This is a genomic window from Pseudobutyrivibrio sp. 49, from assembly GCF_900100545.1.
Lineage (GTDB): Bacteria > Bacillota > Clostridia > Lachnospirales > Lachnospiraceae > Pseudobutyrivibrio.
In genome coordinates this window covers 14,967-40,152 of sequence record NZ_FNDP01000018.1, presented here as the reverse complement: position 1 = coordinate 40,152, position 25,186 = coordinate 14,967, and the positions used below count along the sequence as shown (strand labels likewise).

26 protein-coding genes are annotated in these 25,186 nt (G+C 34.4%); 4 read left to right on the top strand and 22 right to left on the bottom strand.

The genetic code is table 11. The features are described 5' to 3' along the window. Positions 1–85: 85 nt before the first annotated feature. Positions 86–1,582: a hypothetical protein gene (locus tag BLP54_RS12795; RefSeq protein WP_090170290.1), complete on the top strand. Its 1,497-nt coding sequence runs from the start codon at positions 86–88 to the stop codon at positions 1,580–1,582. 130 nt (positions 1,583–1,712) lie between these two features. Here the strand turns inward: BLP54_RS12795 and BLP54_RS12790 are convergent, their stop codons facing one another. The 6 genes from BLP54_RS12790 to BLP54_RS12765 form a co-directional block, all read right to left on the bottom strand. Continuing rightward, positions 1,713–4,430 (bottom strand): DNA-directed RNA polymerase subunit alpha C-terminal domain-containing protein, encoded by a 2,718-nt coding sequence (locus BLP54_RS12790; protein WP_090170288.1) that lies wholly within the window; start codon positions 4,428–4,430, stop codon positions 1,713–1,715. 279 nt (positions 4,431–4,709) lie between these two features. After that, on the bottom strand, positions 4,710–5,912 hold the full coding sequence (locus BLP54_RS12785; RefSeq protein WP_090170286.1) for an IS110 family RNA-guided transposase: 1,203 nt from the start codon (positions 5,910–5,912) through the stop codon (positions 4,710–4,712). A 343-nt stretch (positions 5,913–6,255) separates the two neighbouring features. Beyond that, on the bottom strand, positions 6,256–6,732 hold the full coding sequence (locus BLP54_RS12780; protein WP_090170284.1) for a pyridoxamine 5'-phosphate oxidase family protein: 477 nt from the start codon (positions 6,730–6,732) through the stop codon (positions 6,256–6,258). A gap of 10 nt (positions 6,733–6,742) precedes the next feature. Further along, positions 6,743–7,063, bottom strand: coding sequence for a DMT family transporter (locus BLP54_RS12775; protein ID WP_090170282.1), 321 nt, complete (start codon positions 7,061–7,063; stop codon positions 6,743–6,745). A 242-nt stretch (positions 7,064–7,305) separates the two neighbouring features. Further along, a complete protein-coding gene (locus tag BLP54_RS12770) occupies positions 7,306–8,691 on the bottom strand; it encodes an AAA family ATPase (protein WP_090170280.1) in 1,386 nt (461 codons plus the stop codon). Positions 8,692–8,889: 198 nt separating this feature from the next. Next, the gene (locus BLP54_RS12765) at positions 8,890–9,447 is read right to left on the bottom strand and encodes an HAD domain-containing protein (protein WP_090170278.1); all 558 of its coding nucleotides are present in this window, start codon (positions 9,445–9,447) and stop codon (positions 8,890–8,892) included. Between the two features lie 186 nt (positions 9,448–9,633). Between BLP54_RS12765 and BLP54_RS12760 the strand changes: the two genes are divergently transcribed. After that, positions 9,634–10,248, top strand: coding sequence for a hypothetical protein (locus tag BLP54_RS12760; protein ID WP_090170277.1), 615 nt, complete (start codon positions 9,634–9,636; stop codon positions 10,246–10,248). A 90-nt stretch (positions 10,249–10,338) separates the two neighbouring features. On the opposite strand, the gene BLP54_RS12755 is transcribed toward BLP54_RS12760, so the two are convergent. From BLP54_RS12755 to BLP54_RS12680, 16 genes are all read right to left on the bottom strand, one after another. Next, the gene (locus tag BLP54_RS12755) at positions 10,339–10,752 is read right to left on the bottom strand and encodes a hypothetical protein (protein WP_090170275.1); all 414 of its coding nucleotides are present in this window, start codon (positions 10,750–10,752) and stop codon (positions 10,339–10,341) included. 3 nt (positions 10,753–10,755) lie between these two features. After that, entirely contained in the window at positions 10,756–11,016 is a 261-nt protein-coding gene (locus BLP54_RS16135; protein WP_090170274.1) for a hypothetical protein, read from the bottom strand. 298 nt (positions 11,017–11,314) lie between these two features. Continuing rightward, complete coding sequence (locus BLP54_RS12745; protein WP_090170272.1) at positions 11,315–11,560, bottom strand: helix-turn-helix domain-containing protein; 246 nt, start codon at positions 11,558–11,560, stop codon at positions 11,315–11,317. Positions 11,561–11,614: 54 nt separating this feature from the next. After that, the gene (locus BLP54_RS12740) at positions 11,615–12,208 is read right to left on the bottom strand and encodes a hypothetical protein (RefSeq protein WP_143002034.1); all 594 of its coding nucleotides are present in this window, start codon (positions 12,206–12,208) and stop codon (positions 11,615–11,617) included. A gap of 125 nt (positions 12,209–12,333) precedes the next feature. Beyond that, complete coding sequence (locus BLP54_RS12735; RefSeq protein WP_090170269.1) at positions 12,334–13,194, bottom strand: hypothetical protein; 861 nt, start codon at positions 13,192–13,194, stop codon at positions 12,334–12,336. A gap of 35 nt (positions 13,195–13,229) precedes the next feature. Then, complete coding sequence (locus BLP54_RS12730; protein ID WP_090170267.1) at positions 13,230–13,790, bottom strand: hypothetical protein; 561 nt, start codon at positions 13,788–13,790, stop codon at positions 13,230–13,232. 10 nt (positions 13,791–13,800) lie between these two features. Beyond that, entirely contained in the window at positions 13,801–14,361 is a 561-nt protein-coding gene (locus BLP54_RS12725) for a hypothetical protein (RefSeq protein WP_090170265.1), read from the bottom strand. A 17-nt stretch (positions 14,362–14,378) separates the two neighbouring features. Further along, positions 14,379–15,914, bottom strand: coding sequence for a Uma2 family endonuclease (locus BLP54_RS12720; RefSeq protein ID WP_090170263.1), 1,536 nt, complete (start codon positions 15,912–15,914; stop codon positions 14,379–14,381). Positions 15,915–15,919: 5 nt separating this feature from the next. Further along, complete coding sequence (locus tag BLP54_RS12715) at positions 15,920–16,468, bottom strand: hypothetical protein (protein WP_090170262.1); 549 nt, start codon at positions 16,466–16,468, stop codon at positions 15,920–15,922. 13 nt (positions 16,469–16,481) lie between these two features. Continuing rightward, positions 16,482–16,670 carry a hypothetical protein gene (locus BLP54_RS12710; RefSeq protein WP_090170260.1) on the bottom strand — a complete coding sequence of 63 codons (189 nt, stop codon included), beginning with the start codon at positions 16,668–16,670 and terminating at the stop codon, positions 16,482–16,484. Positions 16,671–16,736: 66 nt separating this feature from the next. Then, positions 16,737–17,180 carry a helix-turn-helix domain-containing protein gene (locus tag BLP54_RS12705; RefSeq protein ID WP_090170258.1) on the bottom strand — a complete coding sequence of 148 codons (444 nt, stop codon included), beginning with the start codon at positions 17,178–17,180 and terminating at the stop codon, positions 16,737–16,739. Continuing rightward, positions 17,167–17,430 (bottom strand): hypothetical protein, encoded by a 264-nt coding sequence (locus tag BLP54_RS12700; protein ID WP_143002033.1) that lies wholly within the window; start codon positions 17,428–17,430, stop codon positions 17,167–17,169. Before BLP54_RS12700 ends, BLP54_RS12705 begins: the two co-directional genes overlap by 14 nt. 168 nt (positions 17,431–17,598) lie before the next feature. Further along, positions 17,599–17,922 carry a hypothetical protein gene (locus BLP54_RS15900; protein ID WP_176754556.1) on the bottom strand — a complete coding sequence of 108 codons (324 nt, stop codon included), beginning with the start codon at positions 17,920–17,922 and terminating at the stop codon, positions 17,599–17,601. Between the two features lie 572 nt (positions 17,923–18,494). After that, positions 18,495–19,925, bottom strand: a complete 1,431-nt coding sequence (locus BLP54_RS12690) for a hypothetical protein (RefSeq protein WP_090170251.1) — start codon at positions 19,923–19,925, stop codon at positions 18,495–18,497. A gap of 310 nt (positions 19,926–20,235) precedes the next feature. Beyond that, entirely contained in the window at positions 20,236–20,691 is a 456-nt protein-coding gene (locus tag BLP54_RS12685) for a hypothetical protein (RefSeq protein WP_090170248.1), read from the bottom strand. Between the two features lie 132 nt (positions 20,692–20,823). Further along, the gene (locus BLP54_RS12680) at positions 20,824–23,070 is read right to left on the bottom strand and encodes a hypothetical protein (protein ID WP_090170246.1); all 2,247 of its coding nucleotides are present in this window, start codon (positions 23,068–23,070) and stop codon (positions 20,824–20,826) included. Positions 23,071–23,303: 233 nt separating this feature from the next. Between BLP54_RS12680 and BLP54_RS12675 the strand changes: the two genes are divergently transcribed. Continuing rightward, entirely contained in the window at positions 23,304–24,077 is a 774-nt protein-coding gene (locus BLP54_RS12675) for a ParA family protein (RefSeq protein ID WP_090170244.1), read from the top strand. A gap of 10 nt (positions 24,078–24,087) precedes the next feature. Then, a complete protein-coding gene (locus BLP54_RS12670) occupies positions 24,088–25,011 on the top strand; it encodes a ParB N-terminal domain-containing protein (protein WP_090170242.1) in 924 nt (307 codons plus the stop codon). Positions 25,012–25,186: the final 175 nt, after the last annotated feature.

The following is a 25,186-nucleotide window of genomic DNA, read 5'->3' as shown; positions in this document are numbered from 1 at the left end:
AACATTGCCTTAAATCCTATTTTTTTGTATCCTAATACTGCTGCCTTATTGGTGGTAACTAAGCAATTTGTAATAGGTGGTATTTATGAATATCCAGAACTACTCTGACAAACCATTCATTGATGAGCACGTCGATGGTTATATTAGACTTGTTTGTCCAAACGACCAAATGACTATGCACATTAGTGATTCCAAACATATAAAAGAAACTGTGACAACTACAATCATACAAAAAGTACCTGTAGAAGAGCTCACTGTTAATAGAAGTAAAAAGAAAAAGAAAAAAATCGTAAAGAACATAAAAATAAAAACTAAAACAAAAGAAAACACAACAGTAGCTAGACACATAGAATTTCCAATTTATAAATGTTCTCGTTGTAAAAAGGTATACACTGCTTCATCTAGGTTTCTCGATGGAGAAGCCATTAAAGTTGATGGAAAAATATTTACCAACTTACTTCCACGAAAAAACAGTTTAACTTACAAAAACATACATAATGTAAAGATTCGAAAACTAGATAAAGGCTGCTTCTTCATTCATGATATTGAAACACCTGCTACTTGCTGGAATAAAATGTGCAATATGGATGTATTAACTGACGTTGAGGTATCTTTCAAAGATCTGCAAGGAAAAAACTGTACTGAAATAGTTAAGCACTGTAATAAGTGTAATGCTTACTTCATTCAATATGCCGCGGTTAAAGAGCTAACCTTTCCTTTTGAAATAATTAATAATTCTGATATTCCTCTCCTAGAAGAAAGAATTGTTGAACATGCGAAACAAAAAGAATTATTAGAGGCAGCGAAGGTGAAAAAAGAACAAGAAAAGGCTGCTGCTATAAAAAAGAATAAAGCTCTCATGGCTCAAAAACAGCATCAAGCTTATGAAGAAAAACGTAATGCAAGATTGGAAAGTCTCAAAAAAGAACGTCTTAGAGCAGAAAAAATAGAGCAAAAGAAAGACCTAACTACTACAAAAGTTTCATTTTTACCTAATAATAAAACATCATTCTCGACTAAGGAAACTTTAGAAGTAGCATATAAAGATTTTGTAATTAGAGGCTCTGTCTTTAAATGCAGGCATAACCAACACGAAGTTGTTGATATAAATGCAGTAATAAAGCTTGTGAACAGAAAAGGTGAAGAAATAACCCGCAAGGTTCCTGCCGGCTACTGTGCTAAATGTAGAACATTCTTTATTTTGGAAAGTACTTATCAATCATTAAAGATTTTTGGTACTCCTCTATGTAGAATAAGCGAAGAGAAAGCATATTACGACACTACTAATGGTAATTCTATGCTATTAGCTAACGAATCAATCCTCAGACAGTACGGGTATAACGTCAATAAAGAGGAAAATCTCACGGAAGCAGTGCGGCATGGTATTCTAGCCAATTTAATTGACCGAAAGATACTTACAAAAACCGAAATCATTAGTTACCTTGATTTTTTCATCTCCCAGCGCCAGTATATGGATAAATTTTCTTCCGCTATAGCCAAATGGGAAATAGACCGTGATTTTGTCACTGATTATAAAAAAGGCTACTTCCAAGAATTCGGTGTAAGCGGTTTATATAGATAATGATCTCTTCAAATCTACAAAAAGAGAGATGACAGGCTTATTTTTAGTCCCTCTCATCTCTCTTTTATTTTTTGTCATTTCTGGTTCATTAAAAACCAAGAAAAGACGATCTAAGCTACCTCTTCCCGTTTTAAGGATATAAAGTTTCAAAATAATAGTCTTCCGATTTATAGATGTCCTCGCAAATTCCATCATAATATAGCGATGAATCTCTAATAAACGTCATCACTTTTTCGCGATCATATCTCAATCCATACTCGTCCCACAGTTTTGAAATAAATCTATTAATATTAATTTTTCCAATCTTTTCCATAAGATACTTGAAAAAATCAACTGTAGTAATTGCATGCTCAGGATTTTTTCTAAAAACCAGATTGCCTCCTGTCTTAATGAATCTCACCCCTGGATAATTTCTAATTAAGCAAGCATAAAACCAACTTCCACGTCCTAGATCTAAGTCTGTACTAAAACCATCTCTTCTTAAGCTTTGAATAGTAAAGAATTCATCATCAGAAAAATCAATTGCGTCTTTTGCGAAAGCCTTTAATTTGTCTTTGGTAATATCTGGATGTGCTAATTGAAGTTTATCAAAAGATATAAATCTCATATCATCGTATTCAAGAATGCTATACTCTTTTCTCAAATCATCAAGCGCCTTATTAGCCTCCTGAATATATGTCAGCTTTCCTTCCTCCAGAGCCCTAAAATCCACTTTATCATCCGCAAGTAATAAACTCTTGAAGTATTCATAACCATTCTGATACTTATTTGATACCACATAGTTTACGTACACTTTAAATCCAAGTAATTTTAGCGTTCTAGGATTTATATAGTCCATAGAGTCAGAACCAAACCTTTGAAGATAAATCCTTTGAATCTCTTTGGTCATATAAAAATCTCTAGTTAGCCTCATCTTCATATAATTAAATGCTTCATCATCTAATAATGGTTGATTAGTTGTATAAACCCCATCATGATAATACTCCGTTAACAATGGTGAAATATTTGCCACAACAGTTCTAGCAAGCATTCCATACACGTCTTCATAGATCTCTGCGTACTTATCTAGTTCAATAGGTGCAACCTGATACATTAAATCCAATGCCTGCTTCTTTCTATCTGCATTGCCAAATGTAATAAGCGGCATTCTTGTAAGAATCAAATTAAATTTATTTCTCGGATTCCATTTATCATCTGTTTTCTTAAGAAGATTATGAAGTTCGTATTCATCTCGTATATCATATTCTTCCATAAGCTCCTTATTATCACGGAAAAGCTTCAATGTTGATATTTCCACATCTTGATATTGTTCAAAATGGAGCTGATTAACTAATTCTTCTATATCACACTCATTAATTGGGTAATATCTAAATCGCTTACCATATTTAAGCAATACATATTTACTGTCTGCTATCCTTGCTTCAAAAGCACGGTCAGTTGGGAACTTTAAACTATCGTCATTCTGAAGGTTATTCATCTCAAGGAATTGCACATACTTATGGTAAAAATTCTCAAACGTAGTCTCATTATTAGAGAAAAATACTTCAGCTAGCTTCCTGCAAATAGAATCTCTTCTTAATTCGATATATTCACCGCCAATCAGAACCTTCTTCACATTTAAGTAATTATAATAATTCCTACGATAAACACCTGTAAGATTATTGTCCTCTGGCATTTCCTCAATACTTTTAGATCCTCTGGAATAGTTGAGATTCAAGTAACTAAAAGTCTTTTTGTCAGAATCAAAAATCTTTATAAATTCATCCTCTTTAAACCAATAAGTTGTATACCAATATGCATAATCATCTTCTCTAAGCATAGGCTTCTTATTCAGTTCTCTGACAATAATCTGTCGTATTCTTTCTCGCGTAACCCCCGTTAACTGTCCACATTCTTCTAGCGTAGCGCCTTCAAGTCTATTTTCAATTATCAACTTATGATCAAAAGAAATAGAATCCAGCCAATCATCTAAGGTAGGCCGTTTCTTTCTGTATGTATCATTGCAAGCTTCAATCACTTCTTCTGAAACCAGCTCGTTTATTGCATCTGTTACAAGTCCGAAATCTACTAATACCTTCGGAATTATTCGTTTAATCTCTTCATATCCACAGGCATAATCGCCTATTATAGAATCCGCAATTAATCTTTTAACCCTAGCCTTAACATTATCTCTGCAAATAATATCCTTTAAAAGTGTTTCATTTCTTTCAGGATTAGCTGCCAAATAATCCTCTATATTTGATTGAATCGCCCTGGTTATAAAAGCATATCTATCATTTTCCTCGTAATTACATTCTGACCTGAACCATCCATATAGATCATCAAAAAGTTTTTGCCTTACGTTTTCAGTAGCTACCTCTGCATTTATGGATAAATAATCCAATACTTCATCAAAACCCTTTTTCCCCAGATAATGAATATCCATAAACTTATCATATTCAAGCTCGGCAACTGCTCGAATCGTCATCAAGCCGTAATCTTTCAGGTATTTAACTGTTCGAAGAGAAAAAAATAGACTTTCTACAGAAATATCATCTAAATATTCCCCATTCATGTCTCTAAATTTAATAGACGAAATCTGCATACCATAAAGCTCTGGAAACACCTTGTGAATAACAAGGCGTGGTTCATCATAATTACGACTATCTTCAACTAAAAAATTATCAGCCATATGCTGAGATTTAAAATCTTCTATTTCCTGAAGGGTTTTAGCACCAACATTACGGGCATGACTTATCTCTATAGAAGAAGTCTCCATTAGCTGACTAACCGTTTTTATTCCACATCTTTTCAAACAGTTTATAGCTCTATTAGATAAACCTGATTCCTCAATTCTCTCATCAAACATTTATTTACATCCTCTTCAATAAAAGACAGCCAAAGCTGCCTCTTACAATCAAATGCTTAAAAGTAACCTGTCGCTGTATCTCGACAAAAGAAATGATATCAAATACTTGTGATTAAAAAGTTATGGGTTAGTAATTAAATCCTCGGTATAACTCCAGGAATATAACCGTAAGACAAAAACCTGCTAACAAAAATCAAGCATGAATTTCAAATATACTTTTTAAATAATTAATTGCATCACAATAAGGCTGGCGGTAGACCAGCCTTTAACTATATTTTTCTATTTATACACTTCACTTACTCTTGCATAATATATCCTTAAAAACTTGTTTAAACCTGCTATTTTTGCGTGTTTCTTTGTTTTACCTTCAGCTTCCTTTTTCAGGATGTAATTGTATACAGCATTATCCTCTGGCTCAGGGTGACTCTTCAACACTCGCATAACTTCATACCCTACTTTTCGTAACGTTGATGAACCTCTTTTCGTTATGCGCCGGTTTGAACCTACAAATTGTCCTGATTCATATGGAGGCGGATCTATTCCCGCAACAGCAATAAGTGCTTTTGCGCTATGAAGTTTTCTTATATCTCCAATTTCAGCAATCAACTTAGGTGCCAATACATCACCAACCCCACCCATTGCTCTAACAGTAGAATATTCAGGTAAACTCTTAGCAAGTTCCTTCATTCGTGTTAGAATTGTATTGAGGGTATCATCAATTGCTCTCAACACAGATATAGCTTCTTGTACTAACATTTTTGTAGATGGAGTACTTGAAGATAACGTAGGAATACCATTAGATGCCAATTCATATATTTCTTCAGCTTTTGATTGGCTCTTTTGGTATTTCTTTTCTTTAGCCCACTCACAATAGGCCACCACAAAATCATCACGACTCATTCCGGTAATCAGGTCATAATGCCAGAAGCGTTCTACAAAATCACTAAGTTTATCTTTATTATTCTTTTCATCCCAACTATTAAATTTAGTTTTTAAGCCTGGCATTGTGTAATCTAACATATGAGTTAATTCTTGAAGTGCTTTAATGTGTAGTTCCATATAGAATCTGTAACGTCGCCCAAGCAGCTTAAGTTCAGCATATACAGCCTCATCATTGTCATAGTTTTGAAGCTTATACCATTTTTCAATACCATAGTTTGCTATGACAATTGAGTCCAATTTGTCTGTTTTAGCGCCACGAATGCTGTTATCTTTAGCATATTTTCTCATGGCATATGGATTTATTACCGACACAAAATACCCACGCTCAAGAAAAAAAGTTAGCAATGGCAAATGGTATACACCTGTGGCTTCCATAACCAATCTTACTTCGCCATCCAGCTTCCTTAACATCTTCTCAAGTTCGCTGAGCTCACTTTCTGTATGCTGTACTTCAAACGGTTTTAATACAATTTCTCCGTATGGCTTCATAACGCATACAGTACTTTTACCTTTAGAAACATCAACACCTACGCTTATCATTCTAAACCTCCCTCTACATAAAATTTAGTAATTGTTCCAACCGTACTTATTACCATTCAGTTTAGTTGGTTACGCGGGTGTCGCTCCCTACCTGCCTAATCGAATGCTTATAATAAGGGGTTGGTTAACGGTTTTTGTTGCGGATGATTAATCCAAAAAGACCTACGTCAGACCAATTACTCCCCTTATTATAAAAAAATAAGTGCAGAAGTTAGAGTTAATTACTCTCTAACAACTACACTTTTATGGTACTAAAAAGACCTCCATCCCACACTCAAGATAGAGGTCATTTTAGCAAATTTATCTATTGTTATTTCTTAAAATATTAGGAAGAGATTCCTTCCTATGATTCATTAACCAGCTTACCCGTCATATGCTCAGGAATTAACTCCAAACACTGAACATTACGGAATGAATTCTTTATCTCCTGCTCCAGATAAGCCTGATCATCGGTAAACTTCCTAGTAAGCTCAGAACAGATCTTAAGCGCAACCTCCTCATCTTCTACCAAATGAATTCTACCAAATGTAATCACGCTTGTAATGTTAAGAGCCCAGTCACCTTCCTTGCGGTAGCCTTCATTATAAACGCAGTAGCTTGCCTTATCACAAGCTTTTATGGCATCTATCTTATGTCCTTGCTTTGCTCCATGAAAATAGATCTTTCCATCTTCTTCGCAATACCAATGATCAATAGGGACTCCATATGGATATCCATCATCGCCTATCAAAGAAAGGACACCTCTCTTGGTACTCTTCAATATCTCAATGCACTCAGCTTCAGAAACCTGCTGCTTAAATCTTCTCATTTTTCTAAACATCGTAAACACCTCAATCTTTCGCCAAAATCTTAAGCCCAGCTATTCCAATCACAATTAGCATAACACAAATCACTTGTGGTACAGATAATTTCTCGTGAAATAGAAATATGCCAAGCAGGGTAGTTCCTACTATTCCCATGCCGGTCCACATAGCATAGGCTGTTCCTAACGGAAGCTGTTTCAAGGCAATCGCCAGGAAAACCGCACTGGCTATATAACCCACCCCAGTAATAATCGAGGGAATCCGCAACGTAAAACCATTCGACATTTTCATTGCTACAGCCCAAGTAACTTCAAGAGCGCCAGCAATAAATAAAATTATCCACTTCATAGAAACCTCCATATAATAAAACACGCCACTCCTTCACCTGCTAAGACCTAACGGTAAAGGAATGACGTGAATCCCATTACTCGGTAGCAATGGGCGTCTGTATTATTTTATTAATGCGATGATAACTCAACGTATCCTGATTCGTCAACTATAGCACTCTCCGGTTTAAAAGTTGTGACAACTCTGCTCTGAATATAGAATTTAACTTCTTTTTCCGTTTCAAGAAGTGTTTTTTTATATGCTTAAAGTTGTCTTAAATAAATATTGTTGTGTCTTTTTGCATATTCAATTAACTCATCGGAAAAGCCACTCTTAGAATATAATACATAGTGTTCATTTCGATTATCTTTATTCCAGTTAACGACTTTAGCTTTTTCCTGAAGGCTAGTCAGGACATCCATTCCTTTTTTATTCTTTGAATATTTGCATTCACCAAAAACAATATCATTTCCGGTAGAATCATATGCGACAATATCAATCTCTACATCCTTTGATCCCCACCATCTGCCAGAGCGGTTGAATGATATTCCTTCAGATAAAAGATTCCAAATATCCTCACGACAAACATCTTCATATATATATGAAACGTGATTGTCAATGAAGTTGTTCCTAATCTTATTTTCTACGTATTCAGGATGCCCTGATTCAAGCATGCTTCGATTTGGGTATACAAATTTAAACCAGAAAGAGATGAAATTATCTTTGATTCTATACAATCCCATCTTACTCTTTTCAGGATTTTCTTCTGTAATAGGTACTTCTCTTTCAACAATATCTAAATCTATTAGTGTCTTTAGATAATTAGTCAAATTAGATTGAGATACACCAAGTGCTGATGCTATCTTACTAAGCTTATGATTACCTGCAGCTATAGTCTTCAAGATAGAGAAGTAACTTCCCACCTCTGATACTTCTTTTTGCAGTAAAAACTCAGGTTCTGCATACAAAAATGAACCTGTCGCCAATATGTTTTCCTTGATGGATTTATAAATATCTTTTTTCTTATCAAATAATTCAATATACTTTGGAACACCACCAGTAACAGCATATTGTTGAATTTGCTCTTCCATAGATAAAGACTCATCAAACTCATGATAATATGAAAAATCAATCTGCTTTAACTTTATCTGAGCTGTTCTACGTCCATAAAGAGGTGAATCATAATTAAGTACCTGAGAAGTCATCATATTGATAAGTGATCCACAAAGAATCAGCATAACATTTGACTTCGATAGTATTTCATCCCAAATCTTCTGCATTACCGAAGGAAATGCTTTGTTGGCCTTACCTAAGTTTTGGAATTCATCCATAACAAGAACGATTCTCTCATTTCTTGATTCATCAGCTATTATATTGAAGATTGGTGCCCAAGAATCAAGTGAAGCACTTGCTAATAAGGAATTATTAAATGTTTCCGCAACAAGCTCCTTGAAAGCGTTTCGATTTTCTGACTCATTCTCTTCTGTCGCTAAGAAGTAAATAGCTTTTTTATTTTCGCAAAAATGATTTATGAGCGTAGTTTTACCTACTCTTCGTCTTCCATAAATAACAACAAAGGATGCTGAATCTCTAGTGTATTCATTTTCTAATGTTGCCATTTCATCTATTCTATCTATAAATGCTGACATAAGAGCCTCCTGTAATAGTTATATTTGAGATTATTATAATCCAGATTATTATAATTGTAAATATATATGGATTAATTATCAGCCCACTATACAAAAATTCAACGCCATTATTCGATGCTTATTTTTAGGAGCATTTATTGACAACAAAAAAATTGAATAGCTTTGGTACAAAATGCTTCTGCTCTGGGAATGTTACCTTTATTTTTTCATCCATCGCCTTATTCTTGATAATTTTTCAAAATCTTTTTCTGTAACCGGTTTGTCTATTTTTTCATATAAATGCCGTAAATGTTTTTTTCTTAATCCACCAATACCATCCGTTGGATCATCAGATGTCTGAACCCAGTGTGAAGTAATACCAAGTGGCTTAAAATCAGGCGCGAAATCATCGTCAATTACAACATAATGTGCAACTTCTTTTTTATGACGTAAAATATACTCGGCAATTTCAGATCCACGTCCCCAAATGTCAAGACATTCCGTTTCGTCATCTATTACAACATCACTTTTAAAAAGATAATCTTTTAAAAAATTTTCAATACCATCATGACCATCAGGAAAATTATTTTTTCGCCAAGACGATGTAAGAACAATTACCGTATTTTCACGTCCATATTTTTTATGGCAATAATCAATAAACTCTTTGAAAATGGATATATTATTATCATCCAACCAAAGCAGAAAATTTCTAATCCCTTTTGCATGCGCATTATTTAACACGCCATCCACATCACAAAACACATATACTTTCTTCATTAACAACTTACCTTCAATCTAATTTACATTATTCATGACGCACCTTCATTACGGTGTTTTCTTAATAATATTATAAGAAAATAGCTATTCAAAATCATTCAACAAGTAGTTGAATGATTAGTTTTGTATTTATTGCTAATATTACATTAAGGAATTATCCAATAGATATTGCAGGAGGATTGATTTATGTTTTTTGTTCCAAAAAAATATCGTCATGAAACAAAGCAAGAAGCCGAATATACTACAAGAATAGTTGTATTTTACAATTTTGAGGACATACAACAAATGGTAGAAAAATATGAATGCACTAGTGTTTTGTATCTAGCCAATAAAGAATATTCCGAAGAAATTGTCTCTAATATATGTGGGTATAAAGTTGAGCTGGTTGATGAAAAGCTTGAAAAAGTCAATGATAAAGATCTTTGGTGTCTCGCTAAACTTCTCGCTTGGACTTTTGAAGCTAGAAAAGGAAAAAAGATATCAGTTCAATCAGCTTTTGAGTTTCTTGAAGAAAAAAATATATTGGATAATTATATGCAAATGAAGTCTGAATTTCGTGTAGTAGTACCCCATAAATATGAGCATATTGAGGCTAATATTCGTTCATTAGTTGAAAAAAAGCCTATTTCAATGAAAAGTTGTATTAAGGGAAAATATATTGTACCTACTCTTGTTAATGCAGGTGCTTATGGAAAAATAATAGATGTCAACACGGTTGATGAAGAAGAAAGTCATTCGATTATTATGAAAACAAGAGTGCTTGATATGCTTAAAGAAGATGAATTGAACAGGAAGCGCTGATTATTCCAAAGCGGTTTAGATTCAACATCTTCATCCAAACACCACCGAAGTCACCACAAATAATGGCACAATTCCGAGAACAATAAATTGTTAATCTATAGAGCGAAGTGATTGCATAAGAGCTTTTTCTATTATTTGTGAAGCCATATATTCAGTAGCAATAGATAAATGCTCCGTAGAATACCCTGCAAGAGTTTCATCAAAGCAAGCTAGCTTTGCAATTGTATTAGCTTCTAGTAGTGTAAAGCCCTTTTGTTGAATGCAATGTAAGATATCACATTTGAAAAGCCACTTTGTGTGTTCTAAATATACTTTTTTAGGTTCAAGACCTTTAGAAACTTTTTTTATTTCATCAAGGTGCAAGCCTGTAATCCTAGCAATTTTAGATATAGGTAAGGTATCTTCATCATCAAGCATTCTTTTTGCGATTTTACATTGTTCCGTATATATTATTCTTTCAGATTCAAGTAGTAATACCCGATGTAATGGATCTAATTTCTTCATGTCCTACTCCGATAAAAGTATTTTTAAAAAATAATCTCTGTTATTAATAAACATTTCTGTTACTTGAAAGCTTTCGGTTTCTTCATACGAAATTCGATGAATGTGACCTTCATCAAACGAAATAATGTCAGCATTTGGCAACCCCAGTAAAATTGGTGAATGAGTAATAATGATGAATTGCGAGCCAACATCCACCATCTGCTTTATATGAATAAGTAGGCTTAGCTGGCGTTGCGGAGACAAGGCTGCTTCCGGCTCATCCATAAGATAAAGACCTGCACCATTATACTTATTAAAAAAGCTCCAAAAGCTTTCTCCATGTGATTGCTCATGAAGATTCTTGCCATTGTACTTGAGCCCATATTCTTCGGCTTGAGTAGACAGGTTAAAGAAACTTTCTGCTCTAAAGAAATATCCAAAGTGTGCGTTTCCACTTCTAGATAATCTGGTATGGCTTCCCAGTTCTGATAAATCTTAATAAGTTGAAAAGCGAAAATTTATAGTTCTCCCTTCTGGATTAATCCATATGCATCAGCCCTTGCCATAACAATACCTCCTTGTCTTATTTTTTATATACAATGATGTCATCTAGCTTGCATTCAAAAAGTTGTGCTAAAAGCGCTAAATTCTCTGTTGATGGAATGAAGCTACTATTTCTACCAATCCACTTATAAACTGCTTGAACGCTGCCTAAATGAAGAGCTTCTTTAATCTGAAGCGGTGTAATATCTCTTTCGTCCATCATGGCTTTTATATTTTTGCAAGTCTTTTGCTCGTCGATGGGACAAAGCTTATTCTTGTTTTCCATCAGCATCCTCCTGTTCAATAGGCATTTTATGCAAAAAAACTTTAGGGCTGGTTTTTATGTGTTTTTCATTTTAAGCTGAGGAAGTCTACTTTCAAAACCTTCTTTTAACTTTTCGCTTAATTTTATGCGTAATATGTTATTGTGGTAGGTGCAATCAGTCACAGCGTCGTATGCATCAATTATATGTCTAGCATCATCGAGATGGAGAATTGTCATGTCATTAATGCAGTCTTTAACATTTTGAGGATATTTAGTTAATGTGCCTGCTTTCCAACCGTATAGATTGATTTCAACGTCGTAATCTTTTTCAAATTCTTTTTCATCGAAGCCAAATGCTCGAAATATAAATAATTCATGCATTTGGCACGAATATATATGCAAAACAGCATTGTACAGAAAATGCGCAGAACAGCCTCCTTTGTACTTGGAGGAAAATTTCTGTTGCGCTAAAAGCCAGTTTGGATGCATTATATAGTCCAATTCTGTAATTTTGGCAATCGAATCCCATTTTTCGAATTCTTCGACGCGTTTGATACTGTTGTTTACGGTCGTCTCGGATACATCTAAATCGAAAGCTATATCTCCCACTGACTCGCCGTTGATGTATCGATTATATGCCAGGTAAGCATTTTCGTTTGGTTTTTTCATTTTTCCTCTTACTCCTTTCGTCAAAAAGTATATATTTTTTGGGGGTGATTGCCTCAAGTGTTTTTTGCCATTTTGGTCGCGATTTAAAAAGTCATCTTTTTCTTGTTCCTTAACACACATTTATTTTACTTTACTTTGAGTAACTGACTCTCATAGCCCTTGAAGGCACCCATAAAATCATAGCCCTCTTTAACCAATCTTTTAAATCTTTCAGTAATTATCAAGCCCACTTTCTCCCCCTGTATATAGTCAGAAAACTCTATCAATGCCCAACTATCGTGACCCTCACAAGTTGTTACTAAAAATCTTTTTTCGCCAATATTCCTAATATTTTCAATTATACAAACAGCATCTTTATAAGAATATCCGTAATCCTTTAAATCTGTTACATTAATCTCTATAACTAAGTCTTCCGCTTTTCTTATGTAAGCACACAGAACAGTCAACGCTTCATATTCATGTACATTTTCTATATCAAGAATCTGACGACGATATAAATCCTTCCACTTTGCGTCAATGGAAGGTGCGAGCATAATCTTATATTTGGTAGGCTTTATAGTTAGCCATAGACTTTTTTTATCAACCTCAGATAGTTTTTTTATCTCATCACTATCGTGAAATATATCTTGCAAATAATTAACTAATTGCTGTTCTGGATCCTCTTCGTCATCAACATCGTCATCATAATGTTCATCCAAATACCTATCTTCAGCACCTTGTAGCTCACTTACATAAGCATGCATTTTTTCAGGGTATTCTAAATTGTCACACGATAAAGCAACATATTTTACGAATTCTTGATTAAGCATCCAATTGAAATCATGTCGCACGTTATATAGGTCATATAAATAATTCAAATATTCAAATTCAGCATCTTCAAGATCATTTGCCTCTATAGATATAACAGAGTCTTGCTCTATGCCAATGAGCTCCCCACCCCAATCATTAACATCCTCGTCTTCATACTGAAAAGCTACGTACTTCATATCTAATATCTCCCTAATTATTTTTCATATAAATGTTATCTTTTACTTAGCTCCAATCGTTCACATAGTTCGATTGTTCTTTTTATGGCGGGCATATTCTTATCTAAATACTCATCACCACACTGAGCTGGAATCCCATGCAATAGCTGTAATCTAAATACTGCTATATCCAACCCTTCTTTAACACCATCATAATAAATTTCTCTGAATAGATTCTTCATATTATCTTTTTCAAAGCAGCTAACACTTGAAAACCTATTTTCATCCATTTCGCGTAAAATACGTGATTCCTCTTCTGATGGCTCCAGCTTTACTTCTTCAAAACAATACTTTTTCTTTACATTTGGATACGTTTTACAATCAACCTCTGCGTAAAAGTCGTCAACTTTCATCGTTACAAGCCTACTACCATGATCTTCCCAGTCTTTCTTATGAAGGGGGCGAAGAATAATATATTCTTCATCTCCATTAAAACTCTTCGCATATTCAACTATTTCATAACGATATGAATTGATTAAATCGGGACACCACATGTCTGGGTCAAGATTTCGTCTAAAATGTTCAACTAGTGTGCCTGGTTTAAATCTTTCTCTCATGCCATACTCCCTACTGAATTAATTGATAATCCTTAAAATGCTCTTTTAACTCTTGAACCTGTTCCAAACTAACTAAATCATTTTCCATACCCACAATTTTTGAAATAACCCTGACATCATATTCCTTCGAGAATTGCTCCACCAAATCCAACCAATCGTTCAAAGATACATTCAGCGCATTGTTAAACTCATCGTCACCAATCACTTTATCTTCTATAAACATTTTCCAAATCTTTTCATCTTCGCTATATTTACCAAGATGGCTAAATACCAGCATCCTTCTAACTACCCAAAAAGCATGATAGTAATCCATATAAATTGCATCATTTTCATATGGAGATGCTGACTCTGATATGGTTTTATAATTCCTAATTTCATTTCTAGGAAAAAGATCTTCGTCAAGTGCAGCCACGACCTCCCAAAAATCTTTTACTTCTTCTTCGGTTAGTTCAAACCACTCTGCCAAATCGGATGTTCCTAAAAAACTAACCCCGCCTTTCTTAACGCGGTTATTTTCAACTTGAATTATATTGGCTAATATTTGATATTTTGCGATTTCCTGTTCCGTCATAACTCCTCCAATATCAATTAATCTATTATCTCCCTACCAACGTCTGGTCCCCAATCAATTTCTTCAGATGCCAACTCCAAGTATATTGGATTAACATGGTCATGGTCTATTGGATCAGAAGATGCCCTAATAATTATTGATGCATCCGACCAATCGTCAAAATTCCTAGTCTTAACCTTTTCCAAAAACTCCATCCAATCTTCATGAGATGTCGCAACTGTATACACCTTATCTCTTCCATCTGAACCTGCAAACGCAACCTTATCCCCAACATCAAATGGGTTTGGAACCTCAACAAATCTATATTCAAAGCGCCTTGGTTCCATACCTTCTATTTTTGCAGCATACTCTACTGATGTTTCAGTTGAAAAGTATCGAATTAAACGGCCATTAAAATCAAAATACATTGTTGCTACTGCATTTATAGCACGTCCTGGCTGAATAACTGATTCGTTCACAAAAGCATTATCAGCTTCTACTAAAAATGGAGCTGTTATTGTTCTAGACTTAGGTGGCTCAATGCCATCAAGTAAAATCTTATGTTTTTCAATCTTGAAATCTTCGCTAAATTCACATCCTTTTTCATATGCTTTAGTTGCATTGCCGCAAATAGCAAGTGTTTCATAATCACTATTTGTAACAACATATACGTGACCTTCACTATTGTTACAGAATAGCTTTAGGGCAGTGTTGTCGTATTCTAAACGTTCATTTATTTCTTTTCTCAGAAGGTTATCCTCTGTATTTTCAGCCAGCTTATTAAGAACAACATGCTTTTTCATGAGTGAATCATTGCTGTTGAAAATGACTGTAGCCCACTCAGAATCCGAGAATCCAAAATCCGTCTTTTCCGTGTAATCCCGTACAGTCTTTGATGGAATATAATTGTTTCGCAGCAACTCCTGATTCTTAACGTCTATTTCCGCACCGCTATTTCCTTCTGTAACTATTAACCGATGTCTTAATCTTTCGTACTCCGTTTTTGTAAAAGGTGATAAAAAAAACGATACAAATTCCTCCGGCCTGTCAAAATCAACGATCTTAGTTTTTCCAGAATACTTATTTTCAGAACCATAAAACATTAAACGATTATTTATAAAGTCAATAACCCATACTTCCACGTTCATTTTTTGATAAATTGGAATCTTCCTTAAAAGATGAGTCCTTTGCTGTTCACTTTTTACTACTTCAACAACAAATAACGGAACGGATCCTATTCGTTCTCGAGTCTCCTTGAATCCTCTGCGGACAAACGTAATCGAAGGTATAAAATAATTTTCTGCGGGATTTTCCTGTAAAATATCAAAACAGCATAAACCCACATAATCATATACTTCATACTCAAGCTTCAATTCTTCAATCTTCGTCATGATAGAAAAAACAATATCCCCAACGACTGTGTTTATTCTCGGTGATTCTTGCCTTGGTGAAATTACTAGTTCTCCATCAATTACTTCTACATATCGATCTTCAAACTCTTCTGTTAAAGCAAACTCTATTGGGTTATCTCCCTTAGTCCCGTTTTTTAAATCTAATTGTTTTTCTTTTTCCATTTTCACTAGTCCCACAAATCGAAAAAATATTTTGAAAACAGTTTGAAAGCCTTATCTTTACACTCCTCACGATATGCCGCTAGCTTATGACTCTCATCTAAATACTTATCAATAATTTCTTTATATTCTGGCATGTTTTGAAATATATATCTTCTAGTTAACCCTTTTATCTTTTCTTCAAACTCATCCCTAGCCTGACTATACTCGTCCTCGTATGGATTTCGTTTTGAACACGTCTCCTCGTGAGCTTCTCGAAATAGAAAAACCATCTCTGAAAGAATCTGCTTCCATTCCTCCATGTCATCCCCATCAAGTATCTTTGCATCTAGCCTTTCCTTCGGCGGACACCCATGCGCTTTGTCTCGTAACTCCTCAAGCATGCAAGGTACAACATTCAAAAACCAATAATCTATAGACCAAACATCCCTGTCACAGTAGCCATACTTTACTCTCTGATAAATGTATTTGATGTTACGTTTCCATCGTTTAAAATTCTCTATTGGATTTAATTCATATCTAGGGAACTTCTTTATGCAGCTATATCCTTTTTTCATAAAATTCACCTTTTTAGTCTTCAGGACGTTTTTCCCCAATCAATATTCTGTCTTCATCATAAATACCGTCATTCATAACATGATGTGCCACTTTCTGCTGATCAAAGTTAACTTTTGGTATTAAACCTCTTATTTTCTTTACTTCTTCTGTAGAAATTGCAGCTCGTAGTAGCTGACGTAACTCTTTAAGGGAATATTCCATCACTCTACCTCCTTGGCTTAATCATCCAAACTCTAACCACCTCCTCCGATTGAATTGTCCATAGTTTCATGTTTCATTGGCCTTCTCAATAAAACTTAACTTCTTAGTTACTGCTTTGATTAGTTCCTTAGTCATTTCATCATCTACCATCTCACGTTCAATCTTATCTGAGCAATGGATAACCGTCGCTACATCCCTGCCACCAAGGAATTCACCGATCTCGGATTCCGAAAACTCTGTATATTGCCTCATTAAATACATAGCTATCTGCCGAGGTCTTGAGACATTAGAACTTCGATTTTTCGACTTTAACTGATCTAATGTCAGATTAAAATGCTCACATATTACGATGGCTATCCTTTCCAGCGAATTTTGTTCGTTTACATCATCCATAGAATTGTCTTTACTATTAATGTATAACGCGTTAATGATGGTTACATACTCATCAATTGATATAACACAAGTTTTTAACAACTCATTGAATCTCTCTATTTTTTCAACTGTTAACATTATTATTCTCCCAGCCCAAACCTTCTAACCTCATAATCAACTCTTCTACAGGTATTCCCACATAGCTCTTCCCAGTAAGCTTAATCTCTGGACACTTAGTAAAATCAACTGTACCAACAGTACAGTTAGCCCATAGCACTCTCGCTACATTTCCTTTAAGTTCCATTATTACTCCACGTATATTTGCATCCTCATCATATACTTCATCGTAGAGACGATACCCCTTGTCAGACATTTTTGCATTCTTCATTTGATTCCCAAAAGGCATGATCATATCATTAACCTCATCTAACGCCTCATCAAAATCTTGGTCCTCTCCTCTGTCATAACACGCCTTTGATTCTGCCAGCTCTGCATAAATGGCCTCAGCTGATAATGGCTCAAGTGAATAGGTACTATGATTAAGCTCTCTAAGTAATTACTCTTTTATCAAATTTAGCTCATGTACCAAGGACTGTTGTTCAGCTTTCAGGTTAAAATCAATATTCTGTACATCATCAACTTCAAACTCATCTAAATCTTCCTGAATACTCTTAGCCTTGCCCAGATTAGCCATAGATTCATCTAAAGAAGCTATCAGGTTAGCTCTACCAACCTCGTACTCTTCTTTTGTAAAGCTATACCTAGATAGTGTTACGAAGAATCTAGCTAGCAATGTGGTCAAATGATCTTGCGTAAGAGGATTGTCTAGAACCAAAAATCCAAGTGCTTCCTCACACGAAATCAGTGAATATGAATGCAATTGAACGTCCTCCATATTATCCGTTACAAGTACATCATTGACTCGAACAATACATTCGACCAATGAATCTTTGTTGGCGCTAAATTGCTTATTTAAAAAGCTAACTGACGGGTTATCGTCACAGAAGATTTCCAAACTCAATAACTCATCTATAAATGATTGGAAGTATTCGGATAGATACTTATGTCCTAAAGTAGTATTCTCTTCACTTGAATACAATTCAGTTGGACATTCTTTAAATAAATCACTCTCCATCTCGTTAAACTGCGTATTTTTAATGATTTCCCGAATCGTTTTATAAATCTTTCTCAATCTATTCTTGTTATCTTGTTGCTTCGATTATAAATCATAATGTCCCAAAAATCATTGAACGTAGAATTCCAATTTAGCTTTATGCCGTACCAACCTGATATATATTGTCTAGATTTACATTACATAATTATATTTATCTATATAGAATTACTATTTCATTGCAATATAATGTTTGATGCTCTCGCCGGACATAAAAAAATAACGGTACTACTCAAGTACCGTTATCGTTCTAATATTATCCTACTAGTTAAGGCATTATTCTATGAAATACTTTTACAACCAATGGTGCCATTTACAATATCATCAATATAATATGCCGTAATACTATTACATCTTGGTTTACAATATTTCAATAACCTTAAACAATTCTTACAAGGCTCGAAAACTGTAAACACTTTAACATCATCATATTTAGCAGCACTAAGATTGATATGACTAAACATTTTCTGTTCACAGCAACTATATCTTCTTCTCTTATCTGCTGTATCAAGAGGTCCGTTTTTCAATTCTCTGTGTAGTGGAACACAACTATTACGAACATCAATATACGGTTCATTTAGGTTTGTCCGCTCAGCCCTCATATTGTATGTATGACTAAAAATCGAATCCAACTGGTTTATTACATCTATAAGTCTACCAGAAGAGTTTGGTATATTATACATTAGTAGTTTTTCCTTCAGATTTTTTTCATTAAAATCTGAAAAGCCACTAAACGCAAATCTGTTATATCCACTATTTTTAGCAAATAGCGTTCCAAAACACTTTCCACCTTTTCCTCTTGGATAAGTACCATTATATTTTTTTAACTTCTTTCCCTTGCACGCCGACTTCACATAGTTCCTCATAGAATTAATAGCATCTTCTTCATCTGCAGTTAACCCGCTTGTGAAATACTGATTAATCCTCAGTTGGTACCCAGCTAAATAGGTATTTTTAGCACTTATCAGATAAGATTTATAATCGTCATAATCCAGAACCATACAACAAAAAAGTTTATGTTTGGAATCATTAACACCATCTCTTATTCCATATCTTTGGACTAAATGGACTCTTTTAGCTATTATTCTCTTTTCTTTATAATCAGAATCTACTATAGATGCCAGTTGATCATAAATATAATACGGTGCATGCAAATGCCCTTCACTTCTATACTCGTCAAGCTTTTCCAGTACCTGTGCAACACCAGAAATCTGGCTTATTGAATCGTACTCATCAATTTCTTCACAAGTAATTGTCTCCCAATTGTCAACGTGCCGTTCAATAAAGCTAATTAAGCTTCGATTATAATCTGCTTGCAATTCTTCCATCTGCTGTTCAATAATCGCATTTATAGCACCAATTGTTTCAGCACCAATATTTATGTATTCACGTACTGCTAAATCGTTCTTTGCAATTAAAACAGCTTTCTCAAAATCTTTATAATCTGATTCCTCTAATGCCCGTTGCAGCTTCATGCATGTATCCAATGAAAGAAAGTGATCGCCGATTAGCTCAACCTCGTCGATTTCATCGTGATAATCCATACGATTGTCATTCATCAATTCGTTATCAGTCGTAGATAACTTTACATCTTTAAGACCTTTCTCATCTGAGGTAATGACATATTCTAATCCTATTATCTTTTTATTTGTTTTTTCAGTTCCTTCAATCTCCTGACAAGGATATTCAATAATTATTCTGTCCTCAATCATTGCACCTTCTCCCACCTTTCAAAAACCCACATTTTTAGTGTTATTAAAGCAAATATACTTAGAGGGAGCCGCGTTCTATCGTTCCACTTATATGGTTAGCATAAAGAGTTGTAGTTGTTGTAATAATCGCCTTTGTAATTGCCATGTGTACATCTCCTTCCGAACTAAAGAAACAAAAATCTAAACCATTGAGAATTGTTAAAAAAGTTACCCCGCTATCGATAGGATGACTTCTCGCCAACAACCACGGCCGCGTCTAAGTATATTTGCCTCTCACACTATATAATTATCAATTTTCTTTTCCCATCATTTATGCAAACAATGGTGCTATCTCTTCCATCAAATCCTTATGGAATGCCTCTATCAACTCGGTATAGAACAAGAACTTAGCCAATGGCGCCTCTGTTTCTTCCTTGTACTTAGCATAATCAGCATTTTCCTTAAGCTTAGTTTCATTCTGAAGCTTACCATCATGATAATTATATGCTTCGTACTTTACCTCGTCAAAATCTAGATACCACTTATCAACGAAACGCTGGATTTCTGAGTCAATTGCACCGTATCTAGCCACATTAATAATCACAGAAATATCCTGACAAACATACTTCTCTTTCTGCTTGAGAATGTCATCTAATATATCTGCGATGAGCTTTCCAAGCTTTGGATTGCTGTTAGAGTACTCAAGAATAATCTGTTTAATCTGAGCCACGTCGACGCTAAACTGAACGTCATCAGTATCTTCATCATCCTGGTTAATTGTATCCATGAAGCCTCTTAGCATTTCTACGATATACTCGTAGTCAACTCTAGTTTTAACCAGTGATACAAGCTCATAATCACAAATAAATTTCTCAAACCATTTGTAAATCTTCACAGACAATTGAGATTTTTAACGGTTTTACGCCGTTTTCGTCCAACCATTCCCATCATAAATGTCAAACTTCATATGCTTGATAGGTTCATACTGGACAGTTTTATTACCGTCACCATTCTCACGGATTTGCTTTAAGCGTTCCCTGTTCTTCTGTTGCGCTACTCTTTGAGCCCTCGTTTTAAATGGACTAGTTTTTCTATGGCCTGTGAACTTGATTAAATCATCTATTTCAGGATTCTTCTTCTTCGAAACATTCTCTAAGATACGATTCACCATATCGTCCCAATCTTCCGCCTCCATAATCGTGTTATACAGCCCATAGAAGCGTTTATTCGTTACATATGGCAATCTGAACAACAAATGATCTAGACCAGCCTTAACGGCTGAATTTGGGCACGTATCGACGGCTCTTGATAATACTTCTTCCAACTGGCGATATCTGATTGTTTCCATTCGGTTTGCAGCTATTTCGTATCTTTTATCAAAGTATCTATTTTCATTTGTTCTATAAGAGAAATCTGGAACAATATTTCTATCCTTATATTGAATGTCAACGATGAACTCGTTTCCTTTTGATTTGTAATTAAAAATTGTTTTCAGATCATATTTTTTCTTGTTAATAATAAATCCATTGGAATCAAATCCGGTAGTGGCCCAGGTTGCCACAATATCGATTCCATCTATTTGATACTTAAGGAACTTGCTACTGTCATATAGATCAGCCACAATAGCAAGTGCGTTTATTAATAGGGTTCGTTTAACAGTGTCGTCATTATCAAGCACATCATTTTGAAACCATTCTATTGCTCTGGTAGAAGATTGTTTCAATTCAGATTCGATAAATTCAAAGTATTCTTTGACATATGTTTCATTAACTATTGATCTTGCCTTCATACGTTCCGTTAATTCTATGTTAGTAACGATAGTGGAATTTTCTGCGGTTTTTATATTCCTATGTTTAACTCTAATCTTCTCCTCACGTATGCTATCCCAATCAATATCATCAACACTCTTAAGCTTATTCCTCATGTTGCATCCATATCTTCTTGCTATATCTTCACATGTTCTTTTAGGAACATTTGTTCTTGCTGCTACATCGTTCATGCTCTCGCTTTCAATTATCGCCTGGATAACCATCTTATCGCGCTCAAGTTTCTTGTCTACGTTAATTTGCTTTCGTTCTGCATCTCTGTCTACCCAACCATAATTTATATCAAGACCAAATCTATGAGCATCTTCAGCCTCTAGATTTAATTCCTGTTTTATTCTACTTCCACTGTATCTTCTTACTCTATCATTTCTTATTATTTCTTCGATTTGATAATGCTCTAATTGTCTATCTCTAAATCCAGCATTAAACCACCTTAATGCTTCTGCTGCTTCTTTATGTGACATACAACTTCTGGCTCTTCCATAATACATGAAACAAAATATCTGATGATATCCATTCCAATCGTATCTTGATGACTGTATCTCTCTCATTTGTTGTAATCTGATAGAATCACTTTTACTATGATTTCTCAGCTCATTAAATTCATATATTTTTTTCTTTTCCTTGTTTACACATTCACGAGCTGGTAAATATGCTCTTAATTCCTTTAAGCTATATCTCTTATTCGAATCATATATTATTTGACACCATGTTTTAGATTTAGTATTCAGTGTGCCAGGCAACCGACATATTCTTGAATGTTCAGCAACAACTTTCATATCCAAGCCTAATACTCTCAAATCACTTTCTTCAAGTTTTGCTTTTATTAGTTTTGCCAATCCTCTATAGATGAAATCGTACAGATTAACCATCTTTACATTTTTATCTGTTGGGTGAATTGACGAGTCCAAAACATAAAATAAAGCCAAACCTTTACCTGTATCATTTATCATAGTTGCCTCCGGTATTAATCCATTATGAATCCACTCCTGTAATAAACAATACGTGTTATTTATTTCATGTTCAATTCTTCTATTATGATTGCTACAATCAAGATCAATATACATTGTTTGCATTGCTGCAACATTTTTTGCTTCTCTTTTTGGCATTGTTCCATTTTCTGAATAATGGAATCGATTAATTGATACATAATGATCCACATCTGTATAATGCGGTCTTAGAAATGGTTCAATATTAACCACTCCCACCTGATTCATCCTGTTTTTTAATTCACAATAAAACATTAACCTTTTTTCATTTGGAATAATTGTATTTACAAAGTTTTTTTGCATTTGAATCTGTTCTTCCGCAGATAATTCTGTGAGATAAGTATAATCCATCTTCACACCTCCATATCATTTTTTCACAAGGCAATTTGCCTATGTATTAAATATGACGGAGGTTTCCGCGAACGTATCAAATTTTATTTTTAACCATAAAATCGTCCATTTTTCTTGAAAATGAAATAGTTTTTGTTAAACTATTTTTATGAAATAAAAACGCTAATCAATTAGCAGCATTGTTATTTATTTAACAATTATGCTAATCCATTAGCGTTTATAAGGAGAATAATATGGCAAAAACTATAATTTTTGGCAACCAGAAAGGTGGTTGTGGAAAAAGTACAGACACAATCAACGTTTCTGCGCAACTTTCAAAAAGAGGGTATAAGGTCTTAATGGTTGATTCAGACCCACAGGCTTCATTAACAATTATTTCAGGCTTGGTGCCTGAAGACTATGAGGGGCAAAACTTAGCATCTTTACTATATGACACAGATGGAGCACTGGACATACACAAGTGTATCGTCCCACTAAATGAAGATGGAACGCTCTCCATTTTGCCAACAGACATTACAATGGCAAATGGAGATTTAGAATTTGTTTCACGTCCTGGAAATGACCGTCTTATAAAAAACATACTCAAAAAGATTGATAAAGAATATGACTATATTTGTATCGATTGTCTTCCATCTCTTGGTATTATATCCATTAATGACATCGCAGCTTCAGATTATATTATTGGCTGCGTTGAACCCGGATACCAAGCGCTCAAAGGTTTAGAATATTACTGTAAAGTAATTTCAAGAGCTATATCTTTATATGAATATGACACTAAATTCTTTGGTATTATCATCACAAAAATCGCTCGCAATAATGACAGTAAAGATATAACAGAACTACTTGAAAACGAATACAATGTTTTGGCTGAGATTCCAAATTCCGTTGAGGTAACTAAGGGAGAAATTGATGGTATTCCAGTATCAATCAGAAAACCAGCTCATATATCTTCATTAGAGTATTCAAAAGTTGCGGATGCAATTATAGCTGAAACAACAAATAATTAAGGAGAATACAATGGCAGAAAGAGTAAATAAATTTGCTCAAAAATTAGAGCAGCAGAAGGGTGGATTGAATCTAAAAGATTTAACCAATGATATAAGCGACAGAAAATCTTTAAAAACGGATAAACGCATAGAAGATATTGATATTGAACTCATTGATACAGACGACGTCAATGAAGAGCTCTTTGGATATGAAGATATGTATAAAATTGAGCAAAGTTTTGATGAAATCGGTAACAACTCAGTCATCTATGTATATACAAGAAAGGGCGGAAGATATCTATGCTATGCTGGTAATCAAAGATTATTGGCATCAAAGAAAAAAGGAGAGAAGAAGATTACATGCGTTATCTCTGGTCCAGAACCAACAAAAGAGGAGCGTATAGAGCGCCTAATTTTCATGAACTCTCAAAGAACTCCGCGACCATATTATATAGCTAAACAACTAGTAGAATATGAAAATCTACTAAGAAGAAAAGGCGAGAAAAAGGTAACAGAGGCAATCGAACGTAAGTTTGGGTATAAAGGAGCAATGCAGCGTAGGTATAAGCAGATTCTAAAGATTGATACTAATCTTCAAGATTTGTTTAAACGAGAAGACATTCCTTTTGTTTATCTGTTAGATAGTTGCAATAAAATTCCCGAGGGAAAGGAAAAACTCTTCATAAAATCTTTTAATGATCTTAATGATGGAGAAATAACAACAGCCGTAATAGATACCATATTAGAAAGTTTGACAAAAGATTCTGATACCAAAGAGAAACAAGAAAAAAAGGTACTACCTAAAAAGACAAGTCAAGTATTTAAAGCTTTTTCATCTTTACCATACTATGAAGATAACGTTACTATTCCTGAAGACAAAAAAGAACTCATTGCTCAACAAGCTAAAGATTTAATTGAATATGCTAACAAAGTATTAAAAGCTTGCGAAAAATAAAATACAAAACAGCTGCTTTATCGGTGGCTGTTTTTTTCTGTCTTGGGAGATAGAATGTATAGAATAAAGTATAGTTATGTATAGATGTATAGTAGAGGCTAAAAAATCCAGTAAATATGCGGGTTGCGAGGTTTTTTATGTGACAAAAAAAACACCAAATCGTGACAGATTTCAC